This window comes from Leifsonia sp. 71-9, assembly GCF_001898805.1.
Taxonomy (GTDB): domain Bacteria; phylum Actinomycetota; class Actinomycetes; order Actinomycetales; family Microbacteriaceae; genus Leifsonia.
On the sequence record NZ_MKVJ01000013.1, the window covers coordinates 1 to 13644 of the forward strand.

Annotated in this window: 20 protein-coding genes; 3 read left to right on the forward strand and 17 right to left on the reverse strand. The window is 70.4% G+C overall.

The window, feature by feature from the left end:
• From BGO91_RS06420 to BGO91_RS06460, 9 genes are all read right to left on the reverse strand, one after another.
• The coding region (locus tag BGO91_RS06420) for an RHS repeat-associated core domain-containing protein (protein WP_290471971.1) at positions 1-260 on the reverse strand (260 nt) is incomplete at its 3' end.
• Between the two features lie 215 nt (positions 261-475).
• On the reverse strand, positions 476-1150 hold the full coding sequence (locus BGO91_RS06425; protein WP_290471972.1) for an RHS repeat-associated core domain-containing protein: 675 nt from the start codon (positions 1148-1150) through the stop codon (positions 476-478).
• Positions 1151-1216: 66 nt separating this feature from the next.
• The gene (locus BGO91_RS06430) at positions 1217-1432 is read right to left on the reverse strand and encodes a hypothetical protein (RefSeq protein WP_290471973.1); all 216 of its coding nucleotides are present in this window, start codon (positions 1430-1432) and stop codon (positions 1217-1219) included.
• An 872-nt stretch (positions 1433-2304) separates the two neighbouring features.
• A complete protein-coding gene (locus BGO91_RS06435) occupies positions 2305-2538 on the reverse strand; it encodes a YciI family protein (RefSeq protein ID WP_290471974.1) in 234 nt (77 codons plus the stop codon).
• Positions 2539-2766: 228 nt separating this feature from the next.
• Entirely contained in the window at positions 2767-3057 is a 291-nt protein-coding gene (locus BGO91_RS06440) for a YciI family protein (RefSeq protein WP_290471975.1), read from the reverse strand.
• A 447-nt stretch (positions 3058-3504) separates the two neighbouring features.
• A complete protein-coding gene (locus tag BGO91_RS06445) occupies positions 3505-3909 on the reverse strand; it encodes a hypothetical protein (protein ID WP_290471976.1) in 405 nt (134 codons plus the stop codon).
• Between the two features lie 97 nt (positions 3910-4006).
• Entirely contained in the window at positions 4007-4168 is a 162-nt protein-coding gene (locus tag BGO91_RS06450; RefSeq protein ID WP_290471977.1) for a hypothetical protein, read from the reverse strand.
• Positions 4169-4250: 82 nt separating this feature from the next.
• On the reverse strand, positions 4251-4691 hold the full coding sequence (locus BGO91_RS06455; protein WP_290471978.1) for a hypothetical protein: 441 nt from the start codon (positions 4689-4691) through the stop codon (positions 4251-4253).
• Positions 4692-4773: 82 nt separating this feature from the next.
• Positions 4774-4989: a hypothetical protein gene (locus BGO91_RS06460; protein WP_290471979.1), complete on the reverse strand. Its 216-nt coding sequence runs from the start codon at positions 4987-4989 to the stop codon at positions 4774-4776.
• Between the two features lie 151 nt (positions 4990-5140).
• Between BGO91_RS06460 and BGO91_RS06465 the strand changes: the two genes are divergently transcribed.
• Positions 5141-5722, forward strand: coding sequence for a dihydrofolate reductase (locus BGO91_RS06465; RefSeq protein ID WP_290471980.1), 582 nt, complete (start codon positions 5141-5143; stop codon positions 5720-5722).
• On the opposite strand, the gene BGO91_RS06470 is transcribed toward BGO91_RS06465, so the two are convergent.
• The 5 genes from BGO91_RS06470 to BGO91_RS06490 all read right to left on the reverse strand — a co-directional run bounded on the left by BGO91_RS06470 (position 5704) and on the right by BGO91_RS06490 (position 8571).
• On the reverse strand, positions 5704-5979 hold the full coding sequence (locus tag BGO91_RS06470; protein ID WP_290471981.1) for a hypothetical protein: 276 nt from the start codon (positions 5977-5979) through the stop codon (positions 5704-5706). The genes BGO91_RS06465 and BGO91_RS06470 overlap by 19 nt on opposite strands.
• Positions 5980-6045: 66 nt before the next feature.
• The gene (locus tag BGO91_RS06475; RefSeq protein ID WP_290471982.1) at positions 6046-6351 is read right to left on the reverse strand and encodes a hypothetical protein; all 306 of its coding nucleotides are present in this window, start codon (positions 6349-6351) and stop codon (positions 6046-6048) included.
• A gap of 87 nt (positions 6352-6438) precedes the next feature.
• Positions 6439-6831 carry a GntR family transcriptional regulator gene (locus BGO91_RS06480; RefSeq protein WP_290471983.1) on the reverse strand — a complete coding sequence of 131 codons (393 nt, stop codon included), beginning with the start codon at positions 6829-6831 and terminating at the stop codon, positions 6439-6441.
• Positions 6828-7859: a hypothetical protein gene (locus tag BGO91_RS06485; RefSeq protein WP_290471984.1), complete on the reverse strand. Its 1032-nt coding sequence runs from the start codon at positions 7857-7859 to the stop codon at positions 6828-6830. Before BGO91_RS06485 ends, BGO91_RS06480 begins: the two co-directional genes overlap by 4 nt.
• A gap of 109 nt (positions 7860-7968) precedes the next feature.
• Positions 7969-8571 carry a TetR/AcrR family transcriptional regulator C-terminal domain-containing protein gene (locus BGO91_RS06490; protein WP_290471985.1) on the reverse strand — a complete coding sequence of 201 codons (603 nt, stop codon included), beginning with the start codon at positions 8569-8571 and terminating at the stop codon, positions 7969-7971.
• A 158-nt stretch (positions 8572-8729) separates the two neighbouring features.
• Between BGO91_RS06490 and BGO91_RS06495 the strand changes: the two genes are divergently transcribed.
• A complete protein-coding gene (locus BGO91_RS06495) occupies positions 8730-9623 on the forward strand; it encodes a zinc-binding dehydrogenase (protein ID WP_290471986.1) in 894 nt (297 codons plus the stop codon).
• Entirely contained in the window at positions 9620-9832 is a 213-nt protein-coding gene (locus tag BGO91_RS06500) for a hypothetical protein (RefSeq protein WP_290471987.1), read from the forward strand. Before BGO91_RS06495 ends, BGO91_RS06500 begins: the two co-directional genes overlap by 4 nt.
• 148 nt (positions 9833-9980) lie before the next feature.
• On the opposite strand, the gene BGO91_RS06505 is transcribed toward BGO91_RS06500, so the two are convergent.
• The 3 genes from BGO91_RS06505 to BGO91_RS06515 all read right to left on the reverse strand — a co-directional run bounded on the left by BGO91_RS06505 (position 9981) and on the right by BGO91_RS06515 (position 13501).
• Positions 9981-10742 carry a type II CAAX endopeptidase family protein gene (locus BGO91_RS06505; protein ID WP_290471988.1) on the reverse strand — a complete coding sequence of 254 codons (762 nt, stop codon included), beginning with the start codon at positions 10740-10742 and terminating at the stop codon, positions 9981-9983.
• 99 nt (positions 10743-10841) lie between these two features.
• The gene (locus tag BGO91_RS06510) at positions 10842-11432 is read right to left on the reverse strand and encodes an N-acetyltransferase (RefSeq protein WP_290471989.1); all 591 of its coding nucleotides are present in this window, start codon (positions 11430-11432) and stop codon (positions 10842-10844) included.
• 41 nt (positions 11433-11473) lie between these two features.
• Positions 11474-13501: a bifunctional lysylphosphatidylglycerol flippase/synthetase MprF gene (locus BGO91_RS06515; protein ID WP_290471990.1), complete on the reverse strand. Its 2028-nt coding sequence runs from the start codon at positions 13499-13501 to the stop codon at positions 11474-11476.
• Positions 13502-13644 lie beyond the last annotated feature (143 nt).

The following is a 13644-nucleotide window of genomic DNA, read 5'->3' on the forward strand; positions in this document are numbered from 1 at the left end:
TTGGCGGGGTCGAGCGGTGTGTCGAGGGTGTCTTGTTGGGTCCAGGTGCCCGTCACCGGGTTGTACCAGCGGAGGCCGAATTTGACCAGGCCGGTGGCGCGGTCTTGGATGCCGGCTTTGAATAGGTAGGGGTTCTGTGCTGCCCCGTTGCCGGTGCCGCCGGCGGTGAGGTTGGCCGCCCCGTAGGGGTCGAAGGTGTACGTGTAGGAGCTCAGGGCGAAGTCGGTGATCAGGCCGACGGGGTTGCCGATGCCGTCCATCTGAGGGCCGGCTCACTGGCCCTGAAGGAGAAGGTAAACCCCGAATCCGATGGCCACGAGCATGAGCGCGCTCACGACGGCGACCGTGACTGGGCCACCGCGGTTGACACGGCCAGTTCTTGCTCGTTGCCTTCTGCCGAGCCCGCCCGTCACGAACCAACCGCCGGCGGTGAGCAAGAGGAGGAAGACGGGGACGAGGACCCAGGCCCAGCCGGTCACAAGGGAAACCGAGCTGCGAGGTTGAGGCCCAATTCGATGCCCGTAGCGCCGATGTCTGCGTCAGTTCCTTCGTACGAGTCGGTCGCCTCGTCGATGGCGGTGGATGCGACCCCTTGCGCACAGCCAATCGCAAACGCTGCGCCGAGCCCTACGCCCGTCCAGTCAGGTCCCACCAGTCCAACGAGCACGTCTACGCCACCACTGACCAAACAACTTCCCGCATAGTCACCCAGTGTGGCATCCAGTCCACCCGGGGCGTTGCCGTTGATGGGGTCGCCGCCGGCGTACGCGTATCGGTTGGCGTTGGCGGGGTCGAGCGGTGTGTCGAGGGTGTCTTGTTGGGTCCAGGTGCCCGTCACCGGGTTGTACCAGCGGAGGCCGAATTTGACCAGGCCGGTGGCACGGTCTTGGATGCCGGCTTTGAACAGGTAGGGGTTCTGTGCTGCCCCGTTGCCGGTGCCGCCAGTGGTGAGGTTCGCCGCCCCGTAGGGGTCGAACGTGTACGTGTAGGAGCTCAGGGCGAAGTCGGTCATCAGCCCGACGGGGTTGCCGATGCCGTCCATGACGTAGAGGCAGTCCTGGTCGGCGCTGGTGGAGAGCATGATCGGTTGCCCGGTCTTGGGGTCGCTGAGCAGGTAGGCCTGGTTGGTGTTGACGTTGTAGCCCTGCATGATATGCAGATCGTCTGTAGAAATCGCGGGAGCGTTGCGGTAACGATCCGCATCGCCCTGAGGACTTTAGCGGCCCTCAGGGCGCCGGCCTAGAAGCCGATATGCCAGCATCCCTAAGCAGAACAGCGTCAGCGCGGCACTCGCCAATATCGCCCACCAGGCGTTTGCTTCGAGCAGTGAGATGTTCGCAATAGAGACCAGGAGACACACGAGAGCAACGACTGCCCCGATGCCGAGCGTCCACAATTCCACGATGCGATTCGTCGCTTGTTTGCTCAGCATGGGTTCATTCCTCCCCGCTAGCAGTGAAACAGGCGGCGCACGACTCTCTCGGCATCCAGCTATCGGCTGTCGCCGTTCCGGCTGGCGAATAGGACAGGATCGCGTAACCGACTGGCGTCAATCGCACCGGATGGGCGGATTAGGCTGAACGAATTCCGTACCCGACGGTCTACCCCGCGCAAGACACTCGGCGCGGATGACCCCCGAACGGGGTGAACCCAGCGGCCGTACGGCGACGCCCCCAGCACTCCGCCTAGGAGCAGCGCGACAACAGATCGATTGCCTGACCTCTGCTTATCGCCATGTGCGGGGCCGAAGCACATAAAGGAACACAAGCGCGACAAGCAGGACCGCCACGGCCCCAATGAGGCCGGCCGCGCTCCACTGATCTCCTGTGCCACGAGGCAGCGGTATCAGGAAAACGACCACTGTCACGACGATCACCAAAACGGTGAGGCCAAGTACGTAGAAGAACGCTGTCCTCTTGGTCACGGTTGCTCCCGCCTCCCGGTTCCACCACTATCCGCATGCGAATCCGATGAGAACACCGGGGGCGGCCGTGGCAAGGGATACCGCACCCGCAGCGCCAGCCGCAAGGCTCGCTCCTCCGGTCACAGGAGCCGCCGCAACCGCAGCTACTCCATCCGCGACAGTACCGACAGCGGCGGGCCCCGAGGGAGACGGCTCCGAACACGTTTGCGGTAGTACTGGCACCATGTGAACACATGCCCGACGGGTCATCGTTGTTGATGGGGTCGCCGCCGGCGAAGGCGTACCGGTTGGCATTGGCGGGGCCGAGCCGCCGTGCGACTGCTCCTGACGACCAGCTCCGCGCCGACTCCCCTTCCCGCTCCCGCGTGCCTGGCGCTCTGTCAGAACTCCGGCAGCACGTCGACGCTGCCGCCGAATGCGAGGTTGGGGCTCTTCGTGGCCATCTCGATCGCCGCCTCGAGGGAGTCGAACTCCACCATCGACGCGCCGCGGACATCGCCGGTGTAGTCGCTGACGCCGTCGGCGGTCACCAGCTTTCCGCCGGCGGCGTGGATGCCGTAGTCCTCCTGGAGGGCGGCGTTCCAGGCTCGCCAGGCCGCCCGGTTCTCCTCCATCCGCTCGGCTACCGACAGCGGCGGGCCCCGAGGGAGACGGCTCCGAACACGTTTGCGGTAGTACTGGCACCATGTGAACACATGCCCGACGGGTCATCGTTGTTGATGGGGTCGCCGCCGGCGAAGGCGTACCGGTTGGCATTGGCGGGGCCGAGCCGCCGTGCGACTGCTCCTGACGACCAGCTCCGCGCCGACTCCCCTTCCCGCTCCCGCGTGCCTGGCGCTCTGTCAGAACTCCGGCAGCACGTCGACGCTGCCGCCGAATGCGAGGTTGGGGCTCTTCGTGGCCATCTCGATCGCCGCCTCGAGGGAGTCGAACTCCACCATCGACGCGCCGCGGACATCGCCGGTGTAGTCGCTGACGCCGTCGGCGGTCACCAGCTTTCCGCCGGCGGCGTGGATGCCGTAGTCCTCCTGGAGGGCGGCGTTCCAGGCTCGCCAGGCCGCCCGGTTCTCCTCCATCCGCTCGGCCGGAATCGGGTCGGGGCCAGCCCGGTAGATGAAGATGAAGGACGCCATGCGCCATTATCGTTCTTGCGGCCGCCCTCAGGTAGGAATGCCCGCGCGCTCCCATAGGCGCTTCCAGCCAGACAGAGCGCTGACAGGTCGGGAAGTGACCGCCCTACAACCAAAGACAGGTTCAGTCATGGAGGCGGTAGCCGGGTGGCACTCGCACGGGGGCGTGCCGGCCAGACATCGCCATCCCTGCACTCGGCAACGGCGGACAGACTCACACCACGTACCTCTGGTCATCCCAGCCCCGGACCGCGACTTCCGAAGGAGCCGCCATGCGTCGCAGGATCCACCGAGCCTCCGCGGTCGTTCCGCTCCTGATCGCCCTGCTGACCACCGCCTGCTCGGCCGCCAGGACCGCATCCCCCTATCCGTCAACCCGTAACCGATCTATTCTCACTTGTCGTGGTGGGACCAGACGGGTGAGGGTTGAGGTCGACGAGCACTTACGTGCTATCGAGTGCTCGGGCGGTCCTGTCTTGCGTTAGTGACGCGTTGGAGAGACTGGTCGAAGGAAGGCGCATCCCAGATGCTCAGGCGTCGCGCGTCCCGTTTGGTTAGTTGATATTGCTTTGCAACGGCGATCTTGAGACGGTGGTACTCGACGAGCGCCAAGACCCCGAGGAGGGCCGAGACTGCCGTGTAGGTGAGGCCGAGGAAGTAGTTCGTGTGTCCCTGAGCCAGGCTGACTGCCACAGTGGCGACCAGTCCGGCGACGCCCCAGACCAGGAACACGGTCAGAAGGACGTTCGTCTGCTTGTAGCGCGCCAGGGCCTCGGCGCTCAGCCTGCCGCCCCACCGCTCGGGAGCGCTGCGCGGGGCGAATCGACTTCCACTTGGTTGTTGGTCTTGGGACAATAGTCGCATCCTCCACTGTCTTTGACGGTTCCGATGGCGTCGACAAGTAATCCTCCGCCGCCGTAGAGGGCGCCGCCGACGCCGAGAGAATCGACGATCAGGCCTGAGCTCGCGCCACCAGCTTTCCGTCGGCGGCGTGGATGCCGTAGTCCTCCTGGAGGGCGGCGTTCCAGGCTCGCCAGGCCGCCCGGTTCTCCTCCATCCGCTCGGCCGGAATCGGGTCGGGGCCAGCCCGATAGATGAAGATGAAGGACGCCATGCAGGAGATTGTCTCACCCGCGTGGCGAGCACCGAGCACAGGCGCGAGCACCCCGCTGCGGAGGCGGTCACGAGCTGGGCACCTACTCCCCCACGGGTTGGTGCGTCCGGCGCAGGCTCAGGGCGGCGCTGGTGATCATGGTGGCGCCGACGATCGTCGGGTAGCCGCTGGCGGCCCCGAACGCCACGGCGTTGAACGGACTCCACCAGTCGTACCCGTACGGAGTCCACCCGATCCGCCCGCCGACGGCGAACGCCACGAGCCCGAGAACGACGATGCCGGCCGTGAGGCCGACGACCGGCCAGCGCCAGGCGGTAGCGACCGCGAGGGCTGCCACGATGGCGATCAGGGCCAGCGTCAGCGGAGGCGTCGTGAACCCGCCCGGGACGGGGGCGCTCGCCGCCACGGCGATGGCGTAGTCGTACAGCGCGCCGACGAGGATGCCGACGCCGATCGACGCCAGCGTCCGGCCGAGGACGCGTGGCCTCCCGCTCAGGCCCGTCGAGATGTCGGATGCGACCATGGTGCCCTCCCCCTCCGGCAGCCCCACCATCATCGCCGATCGCGTGCCAGACGGATAGAGGCGGTTCGATCCCGAGCCACCATCACAGTCGGCGTCGCGCACGCGGGGCACTGGTGCCGCGCCAGAACAGCCAGCTGCCGAGCGCGGTGAACGGCACAAGGGAGAGGGCTCCCCACTGGGGGAAGGGGGTGAAGAGGAGGACGCTCGCGCCGACCACGAGTCCGATGGCGTAGGAGGCGATGCCGGCCGCGCGCCAGCCGCGCAGGGATCTCGGCTTGCGAGAGTGCTTCTCTGCCACGGGTCCTCGTGCCTGATGGTCAGGGGCGGGTCGCCCCGGTCGGATGCCTGGCCGACAGAGTACGCCGCACGGCGCCGGTTGTCGCGGCCCCGCCCTCGGCGCGTGGGGCACGACACGCTACGGTAGGGCCAGCTGAGCGAAGGAGCGATCCGTGGGGAACGTCGTCATGTACGCGTCGGTGTCAGTGGACGGGTTCATCGCCGACGACGAGGATCAGCCGGGAGTACTGTTCGACTGGCTGCTCGGCGGCGATGTGCCGCTGGACGAGAGCGGTGTGCTCAAGGTCTCGCAGACCTCCTACGACTACGTGCGGCCCTACTGGGACCGGATCGGCGTCACCGTCGCCGGCCGCCGCGTCTTCGACCTGACGGACGGGTGGGACGGGACGCCGCCGAGCGGGATCGACCACGTGGTCGTCGTCTCCCATCGACCGGCACCGGACGGGTGGGATCCCGCGGCGCCGTTCCACTTCGTCGACGGAATCGCGGCCGCCATCGCGAGAGCGCAGGAGCTCGCGGGCGACCGTCTCGTCGAGGTGGCCGCCGGGGATGTCGGAGGGCAGGCGTTCGCGGCCGGGCTCGTCGACGAGGTGCGGATGGATGTCGTGCCGGTCGTGATCGGCTCCGGCATCCGGTACTTCGGCTCGGTCGACGCGCAGCACCTGCTGGGCGGACCCGAGGAGGTCGTCCCAGGAGACGGAGTGCTGCACGTGCGCTACCGCGCGCGTCGCTGAGAGGTCCGCCGACGCACGCGGGCGAGCCGGACCCGGACGCGGAGACTGACGCGGGCGCGCCGCAACCGATCGCGGAACTGCCAGACGAGCGCGAGGCCGAGGATGGCCAGCGGCAGCAACTCCGGGGCGAGGATGAACGCGCCGAAGACGACGTCCAACATCTCGAAGCCGATCAGGCATCCGGCGGCGACCCAGGTCCAGCCGCTGAAGAGGGTGGCGCGCGTGTGCAGGCGTCGCCAGAGGGAGGTGCGGTGCATGATGTCCGTCCGTGCTCAGTGGAAGATCGGTCGTGTGCCGATCCGCACTGCGGGCGGACGTGATCGTCAGAGCGCGCGCAGGGGCCGGCGGAGCACGCCGCCGGGAGCACGCGGAGCAGGACGGCCGGAGAGCGGGAGACGCCAGACCGCACCGGGCGGCGCCGCGGGAATCGCTGCGAACCGGCGGCCGGGATGCGTCACCGTCGCGGGTGTCGCACCCGATCGGACCACGGTCCGCGCCGCGCCCGCGATGACGACGGCGGCGAGGCCGAAGGCCACGAGCACCGTCGCGACCACAACGAGTGCCGAGACGCGACCGACCGGGTCGGCCGACATGGCGAGTTCGAGCAGCGCCCATTCGATCGCCGACATGCCCCTCCCCCGTCGTCCATCCTCCAGCTGTCCTCGAGCCTAGTCCGCGGAGGGCCCAGCTCGGCCGACGGGCTGAACCTCGGCGGCTCACGACCGCGAGGCGGTCCCCCGCTCGATCGCCTCCGCGTGCGCGACCGCCTCGTGGGTCGAGATACTGCGGACGATGGCGAGCAGGTCGTCGAGCGCGACGCCCGCCTCCCTGGCCGCCTCCGCGAGCGCCCGGGCGCGTTCGATGACCGGCTGCGGGGCACTGGATGCGCCCGGAGCGACGCGCGTCCCGGCCGCGGTCCGCGTGACGACGAAGCCGTCCTGTTCGAGGGCGCGGTACGCCTTCGCGGCGGTGGCCTGCGCGACGCCGAAGTCCCGCGCGGTCTGACGGACGGTGGGGAGGCGCTCGCCGTCGCCGAGGAGGCCGGATCGGATCGCCCCGCGGAAACGATCGGCGATGTCGTCGGCCGAGAACGACGGACCCGTCGTCATCGCGACGCCCCGCTGAGCGCGGCAGCGGCGACGGGCGGCGCGGCGCGGCCGGCACGGGCGGCCCGCACGCTGTCCACGGCGAGCCGGAGCGCGAGCGCCACTCCGGCTCCCTGCAGCAGGTAGCCGACGAGGTTCATCGGTCGAGCCACGGCGCTGTACCCGCCGTCGATCAGCACACGCGGGCTCGACGCGTCACCCGAGACCACGGAGCCCTCGAGACCGACGAGGGAGGTGCCGACCGCGCCGACGTGCATCAAGACGGCGCCGGCGGTGGCGGTGAGCCCGGCGAGCAGAAGCAGAGTGAGCAGCCGCGCCGTGGATTCCCGCTCGGGCCGCACGCTCGGCGCCGACGCGCGGGCGAACAGAGGGCGATTCGCGTCGGTCCGCAGCACGGTCACGAGCACCACAGCGGCGAGCAGAAGCGCGAGCACGGTGGCCAGCTGATTCGGCCACCCGGCGCCAGCCACGTAGCCGAAGCCGCTGTTGAAGCTCATGTAGAGCGGAAGGGTCGAGTGGTCGGGGACATTCCCGAAGAACGGGCCCGTCGCGGGCGCGGTCGTGGCGATGGCGATCTGCCATCCCGCGATCAGTGCCGTGAGGGCGCCGACGATGCCTGCGGTCCAGAGCAGCGCGGGCGGTGCGAAGGTGTACCACGCGCGCCGCGGAGCGATGGCGCGCTCACCCGGCGCGGGAAGCGGCGTGCGGCGCAGCGCCACGGCCGCAGCCACGATCACCACCGTCGCGACGATCAGCGGCGCGGGACGACGCCACCAGCCGTCGAAGCCGGACGCATCCGGAACGGCGACGTTGAGCGCGCTGGCGACCGTCGCGGTCAGGGCAATCGCACACGAGCCCGCGGTTCCGGCCCACAGCAGGATGGAGCGCCGGAGGCCGACCTGAGGAAACGACACGATGCGCCGCGGTCGCACCCAGGAGAGGGCGAACAGGATCACGCCGAACGTGATCGCCACCTCCAGCGGCAGAAGGCTCTTGATCGCGAACAGGAAGGTTGACAGGGAAGTCAGCATCGGCGCCTCTCGTTCCTCGCGGGAGCATCCCGCCTTGTGCCACGACCGTAGCACAATTTTGTACCACGCACGCAGTGCAAGTCCGGTGGCGCCAGCGCCCGCCCGGAGCTCAGCCGCGCAGGATGAGGCGGATCTCGTCGTCGAAGAGGTCGTCGGCGGTGCGGCCGGGCTCGAAGTACTCGATGATCGCGGCGGTCATGTTCGGGAGTCGCGCCATCAATGCGGCAGGGTCGACCCCCGCTCCCCCGTCGTCCGGTGGTGCCGACTGCTCCTCGAGCACGTAGCCGACGGTGAATCGCTCGACGGCCAGGACTGTCAGCCGCGCCTCCGGTCGGCCCACGCCCGCGTCGATCAATGCGGTGACGGCGCGCTCGGAGAAGTCCGCCCGGCGCAGCGAGGAGCGGGCGCTCGCGACGATCCGTGCGCCGTCGGTGTGTCGCAGGAGGCCGGCGCGCAGCCCGCGGGCGGCATCCAGCATCCACTCGCGCCACCCGGTCTCCCCCTCAGGAGGCCCCACGGTCGCGAGCACCTCGTCCATGATCCGGTCCCCCAGCGCGTCCAACAGATCCGCCTTGCTTCGCACGTGGGTGTAGAGCGACGGTGCTTGCACCCCGAGCACCGCGGCCAGCGCGCGCAGGGTGAGGGACTCCGCGCCGCGCTCGTCCGAGAGCGTCAGTGCGGCGGAGACGACATCTTCTCTGCTGAGTGGCATCGGACTCCTTGACATCGCATCCTAACGTCGTAAGGTTAACATCCTTACAGCGGTAGGACGGTGGACATGTACGCAGCTGTTGTCGATCAGATCGGCGGCACCCCACAGTATCGGGAGGTCGCCGCACCGGTGGCGGGCGACGGGAGGTCGTCGTCGCCGTGGAGGCGGTCGCGGTCGAGAACGTCGATCGGGCGATCGTGGCCGGCACGCACTTCTCTGCGGGACCCTTCGCCGCGAGCCTGCCGGCCGTCCCTTGTTTCGACGGCATCGGCCGCCTGCCCGACGGGACGCTGGTCGGCTTCGGCGGTCTGACTCCGCCGCGGGGCGCGCTCGCCGAGTACGTCGTCGTCCCGGCCGGCTTCACCGCGCCGATCCCCGAGGGCATCCCGGCGACGACGGCCGCCGTGCTCACGACCGCGATCAGCGCGATGAGCATGCGGACCGCGGCCGGTCTGCAGCCCGGCGAGACGGTGCTGATCCAGGGAGCGACCGGCGTGGCCGGACGGCTCGCGGTGCAGATCGCGAAGCTCCTCGGCGCCGGGAGGATCGTCGCGACCGGCCGGGATGCCGCCGCCCTCGACAGCCTGCGCGCGCTCGGCGCCGACGTGCTCATCACGACCGAGGGTGCCGACGACGAGGTGGTCGACGCGTATCGCGCTGCGCGGGGCGACGGCTTCGATGTCGTGCTCGACTACCTGTGGGGGCGACCGACGGAACTCCTCGTCCGCGCGCTCGTGCCCGACGCGTTCACGTTCCCCTCCCCGACCCGTCTCGTGCAGATCGGCGAGTCCGCGGGGTCGGCGATCACCCTGCCCGCCGACGCCATCCGCACCTCCGGCCTCGAGCTCTACGGCGCCGCCCGCAACCTGGCCGCCGGCATGGCGACCGCCTACGGACAGGTCGTCGACTGGATCCGCAGCGGCGCGCTGACCGTGGACGTCACCGCGATGCCGCTCAGCCGCATCGCGGACGCCTGGCAGCGCACCGACCTGCGCGGCTCGCGCCTCGTCATCGTCCCCGACCGCATCACCGAAGGAGAGAACCGATCATGATCAGCGAACGACTGCACACCCTCACCCACCGCATCTCCGGTGTGCCCGAGCACGACGCGGACCGTTCCGCGCAGCAGCACGCCCATTCCGCCCGAGGACACCGGGGGCGCCCCAACCGCCCGCACCAGCACACCGCCGAGCCGCGGGTGCTCGTGCGGTGGCAGCGGTGGATCGCCTCCCTCGCGCCGCAGGGACGCGATCGCGGATGATCGGCGACCCGGTCGGGCGGAGTTAGTACGCCGTCCGATCGGGGTCGTAGAGCGGTAGCGGCCCGCGACGGCTACGCGCCGCATACGCCGCGTCCGTCGGGGCATCTCGTCGCTCATCCGGTCCAACTGCCTCGTCGCATCCGTCGGCTCAGGATGCCGAGAGCAGCGCCAGCACGCCGACGATGGCGTTGTGCACGCCATGGGTGACCACGGCCGGTCCGAGGCGAGCTGTTCGTGTGGCGAGATAGCCGGCGACGATCCCGAGCAGCAGGGTCTGGAGGCCGAGGTTCACGACGCCCGCGAGGGTGGACGCCTCGTACAGGTGGGCGGCGGCGAAGACGGCCGCCGAGAGCAGCACGCTCGCGTGCACCGCACCGGACGGGTTCGCCGCCGGTCGGTGCCGCACGAGCCAGATCCGGATCCAGCGCATCAGCAGTCCGCGGAACAGCAGCTCCTCCACCGGCGCCGCGACGACGGTTGGGAGGAGGAAGACCCCGATCGTGTCCCACGCGCGATCCCCCGTCAGGTGGAGGTTGGTCTCCGGCGTGCCGAGCGGCGCGATCAACGCGGCGAGGACGATGAGCAGCACCGCTGCACCCGCGCCGATCGCGACGTCGACGGGTTCGATCGCCCAGCCGAAGTCCTTCTCGAGCGACCTCAGCCCGCGAAGGCGGGACGCGGCGATCAGGGTGGCCACCATCCAGGCGTAGACGATCACCACGAGAGCCGTGGACAGAGGACGTGCGACGGGATACGGGAGGTGCACGGGGACGGCGCGCGAGAGCACGGCGAGGAGGGCGACCGGTGCGATGGCGAGGAGGAACCACCAGCCGTTCCACCGGATCGCCGGGGACGGTCGGTACCGTGCGTCGGCGTAACCGTCGCGGGTCGTCCCCAGCGTCCTGCTCATCGGGTCGCCTGCAGTGCTGAGGCCCACGGCCTCACCGCTTCCCGCCTCCGACGCGTGGCATGGCGCGATGCTAGTCCGCTCGGGGCCGGGAGGCCAGGCTCAGCCGAAGACGAGGTAGGTCCCCGGCTTGCCGGGCTCCACGAGCTCGAATCGCTGGCGGAGGTCACTGCCACGGAGCAGCTCCGCCTGCCGGGCGAACTGCTCGTTCGTGACGACGACGAACCGGTCGACCCGCCATTCATCGGCGAGCCAGGCGCGCAGTGCGGCGAGGAGGCGCTCGTCCAGCCCGGGTCGCGTCCGCGTCCGGCGCGTCCAGAAGTAGACGACGAGGTCGAGGTCCGTCCACGCATCGGCGCCGACCGGCGTGATCGTCGCTTTCGTCAGGAACGTCGCGTCCGGTGGGAACAGGTATACGCACCCGAGGCACTCCCCCGTGCCCGGGGCGACGACCGTGTAGGTGAAGGCGCGGCCGGCCGCATGGCGTGCTTCGAGGGACTGGAGGTCCTCCCGATTCGCCTCGACGGTGAAGTCGTCCGCGGGCCACGACGACTGCTCCCAGAGCCGCAGGTCGTCGCGCGTGTCCATCAGGGCGGCGTGATCGTTCGCGGCGTCGGCCGCCGTGATCGGGCGGAGGACGAACTCCGCGGTCGTCAGTCCGGCGGGCACGGGGCCCGCATAGGTGCTCGGCACATCCACCTCCGTCCGTCAGTCCTCGACGGTACTCCCCCGGTTCAGCGACGGGGAGCGGAGACGGATCGCTCCGCATCCGCCGGGTGCAGCTGCGCGAGGCGGACGAGGTCCTTCGCCGAGAGGTCGGGGACGTAGACCGCCGCGAGAGCGGGTGCGATCCGGGCGAGCTGGCCGCTCGTCGGGTAGGTCATCCACAGCGGCTGCTCCGTCGCCCCGAACTTGGCCTTGAACCGGCGGAGGGAGGCGAAGCCGTACGCGGGCTCGAGCCAGGTGGCCAGGCGCGGGATCAGCCGGTTGACGAACGTCTCGGCCGCGCCGACGTGCGGGGCCAGGGGCGTGCCGGACAGGCTCACCGTCGTGCAGCCCCGCTCGGCGGCCCGCTGGGCGGTCGAGGCGATGAGGAACTCCATGACCCCGGGCATCGCGTCGTCGGCCCGCCGCATCACGTCGAGGGTCCAGCCGGTGAGCGCGCCGTCCCGGAAGACCGGCAGCCAGCTCGTCACCCCGTGGAGGCGCCCGTCGCCGTCGTAGGCCAGCATCAGCCGTACGGCGCCGTCCTGCAGCTCCGGGAATCCGCCGAGGGTGAAGCCCATCTCGGGGAGAGCCTTGTGGTCGGCCCAGCCCGTGCACAGCCGCTCGACGTCCGCCCGCTGCCGCGCGGTCAGGTCGGCGAAGGACCGCCACTCGGCGCGCAGCCCCTCGCGGCCGGCGCGGTTGACCGCCGTCCGCAGGTCCTGGCGGCGCTTGCCGGAGAGCGAGAACGAGGCCAGGTCGATCGAGGACTCGGTCCCCACGGCCGTGCGCACCCAGCCGAGACGCTCCGTCTCCTCGACGACCACGTCGTGCACGCTGTAGAACACCGGCACCCAGCCCATCCGCTCGCAGTGCTCGACGAAGCCGAGCATCACGTCGAGCCGGCGGCCCGGGTGGGCGACGGGGTCGGACACCGTGAACGCCACGCCCCGGCCGACGCGATAGGCGACGGCACCGGCGCCGTCCGGCGCGAACCAGAGGGAGTTGCCCTCCCACGTGCCCATGAACGCGAGGGAGCCGCTGCCCGTCTCGACGACGAGGGACCGCATCCGGTCGCGGGCGTCGGCGTCGGCGGGTGTCGCCCTCCGACGCACCAGGCGGCGGGCCAGGAGGATCAGCGCGATCGCCATCCCGGCGGGCAGCGCGCACGCGACGACCGCCCCGAGGTACCACTCGAGGTCGGCGACCGAGAAGCTCTGCTCAGGGGTGTCGCTGACGATGGCCGCGACGACGCCCTCCGACACGACGAGCACGACCACGGTCGTCTGAGCGGCCACGGCGAGGACGACCCCGATCAGCCGCCCGCGGAGCAGCAGGACGGCCGACACCAGGGTCAGCAGGCCGACGAGGAGGTTGGCGACGGGCCCGATCACGAACCCGACGGGAGCGAGCAGGCCGTCGGCCTCCGGTAGCAGCAGCGTGATGAGCGCGCCCGCACCCATCAGGAAGAGCAGGGCGCACACCGTCGCCCTGGTCCGGGGAAGGAGGGAGGTGCGCACGTGCAGATCGCGCGAGGTCCGCGTGGAGAGGGCGCCGATGGCGAGTCCAGCAAGGGCGGAGAGCAGCCGGACGACGTCGGCGGCGTGCCCGTCGAAGAGGAGCAGCGCTGCGGAGGTGGTCAGCACTCCCCAGCGCACCGCCTGTCGCGGGCGCGGCCGCAGCCGTGCGGACAGCGCCATCAACAGGGCGGCCGTCACGAGCGAGGGAGCCCAGAGCTGCTCCCCCTCGATGCCCGCGGCGACGGCCTCGCCCAGGCGCGAGCCGGCGGCCACCAGGGCGTCGCCGACGAGCAGGGCCGCGATCACCGCGATGCCGCCGAAGACGACCGTGCGCGCGGTCCCGACCACGCGCTCCGAGAGCGCGATCGCGGTCACGGCCGAGACCAGGGCCACGATGTTGAGGGGCGCGCTCCCGAGATCGCCCTCGGCGGCGGCGGGTGCCGACATCGCCGCACCGACGACCGCCAGCACGACGGCGACGGGGGTCACCGGATGGCGCAGCAGCAGGCGCGCGGTTCGGTCGATGGTCGGGTTCACTCTCCCAGCCAACCCGCCGCCGCACCGCGATCGCATCGGCCGGGAGGCGGATCCGCACCCGCCGATCGGGGGGTATCCGGCCGCGCGTCCCCCGCGCGGGCGCGGGATCTTCTAACGTCGGAGAGGACGGGACGCCCCTCGCG

Coding starts and splice junctions, on each gene's coding strand:
- BGO91_RS06425 (WP_290471972.1), bottom strand. CDS start 1,150: ATGCAGGGCTACAACGTCAACACCAACCAGGCCTACCTGCTCAGCGAC.
- BGO91_RS06430 (WP_290471973.1), bottom strand. CDS start 1,432: ATGCTGAGCAAACAAGCGACGAATCGCATCGTGGAATTGTGGACGCTC.
- BGO91_RS06435 (WP_290471974.1), bottom strand. CDS start 2,538: ATGGAGGAGAACCGGGCGGCCTGGCGAGCCTGGAACGCCGCCCTCCAG.
- BGO91_RS06440 (WP_290471975.1), bottom strand. CDS start 3,057: ATGGCGTCCTTCATCTTCATCTACCGGGCTGGCCCCGACCCGATTCCG.
- BGO91_RS06450 (WP_290471977.1), bottom strand. CDS start 4,168: ATGGCGTCCTTCATCTTCATCTATCGGGCTGGCCCCGACCCGATTCCG.
- BGO91_RS06455 (WP_290471978.1), bottom strand. CDS start 4,691: ATGGTCGCATCCGACATCTCGACGGGCCTGAGCGGGAGGCCACGCGTC.
- BGO91_RS06470 (WP_290471981.1), bottom strand. CDS start 5,979: ATGCACCGCACCTCCCTCTGGCGACGCCTGCACACGCGCGCCACCCTC.
- BGO91_RS06475 (WP_290471982.1), bottom strand. CDS start 6,351: ATGTCGGCGATCGAATGGGCGCTGCTCGAACTCGCCATGTCGGCCGAC.
- BGO91_RS06480 (WP_290471983.1), bottom strand. CDS start 6,831: ATGACGACGGGTCCGTCGTTCTCGGCCGACGACATCGCCGATCGTTTC.
- BGO91_RS06485 (WP_290471984.1), bottom strand. CDS start 7,859: ATGCTGACTTCCCTGTCAACCTTCCTGTTCGCGATCAAGAGCCTTCTG.
- BGO91_RS06490 (WP_290471985.1), bottom strand. CDS start 8,571: ATGCCACTCAGCAGAGAAGATGTCGTCTCCGCCGCACTGACGCTCTCG.
- BGO91_RS06500 (WP_290471987.1), top strand. CDS start 9,620: ATGATCAGCGAACGACTGCACACCCTCACCCACCGCATCTCCGGTGTG.
- BGO91_RS06505 (WP_290471988.1), bottom strand. CDS start 10,742: ATGAGCAGGACGCTGGGGACGACCCGCGACGGTTACGCCGACGCACGG.